The organism is Microbacterium sp. UBA3486, from assembly GCF_002377845.1.
Classification (GTDB): Bacteria; Actinomycetota; Actinomycetes; order Actinomycetales; family Microbacteriaceae; genus Microbacterium; species Microbacterium maritypicum_A.
The window spans coordinates 1-569 of record NZ_DFQP01000107.1 but is presented as its reverse complement, the minus strand read 5'-3'; the positions used below and the strand labels follow the sequence as shown (position 1 = coordinate 569).

Here is a 569-nt window from a genome sequence, read left to right as displayed (position 1 = left end):
GGCGGGTGCTGCGGCATCCGCCCTCTTTTCCATCCAGGGAGGGCAATCATGAAGACGTGGGATGAGCGCATCGACGAGGTGTGGGACGACGCGACGGGTGAGGAGGTCGGTGACGACACCATCGCCCGCATCGACGCCCTCGCCGCCGAGCGCGGAGCAGGTGACGCCCGCGCCGAGTTCGAACGCGCGGGCGCGCGGGATTCCGCAGGAAGGCCCGCGGAGGCCATCGTTCTGTATCGGCGCGCGCTGGCATTGGGGTTGGATGCTGAGCATCGCCCGCAATGCGTGATCCAGATGGCGAGCTCGCTGCGGAATCTGGGCGAATACGACGAGGCCCTCGCCGTGATCCGCGCCGAGGAGCAGCTGTCGGCCGACGGTCCCTACCGTGACGCCATCGCGTGCGTGCACGCCCTCATCCTCGCAAGCGCGGGGCGACCAGCGCAGGGTCTCTCGGTGGCGTTGCTCGCCCTGGTCCCGCATCTGCCGCGCTACCACCGGTCGATGACGGCGTATGCCCGCGAGATCGCGGACGCCGACACCTGATATGCCGACGGCGAACACGGCCTGGG

At 69.4% G+C, this 569-nt stretch carries 1 protein-coding gene; it reads left to right on the top strand.

The features are described from left to right. The first annotated feature begins 48 nt into the window (after nt 1–48). Nucleotides 49–543 carry a tetratricopeptide repeat protein gene (locus B2869_RS16740; RefSeq protein WP_021201512.1) on the top strand — a complete coding sequence of 165 codons (495 nt, stop codon included), beginning with the start codon at nt 49–51 and terminating at the stop codon, nt 541–543. Nucleotides 544–569 lie beyond the last annotated feature (26 nt).

Excerpts from the sequence above, each read along its gene's own strand:
- B2869_RS16740 (WP_021201512.1), top strand. The coding sequence starts at position 49 with ATGAAGACGTGGGATGAGCGCATCGACGAGGTGTGGGACGACGCGACG.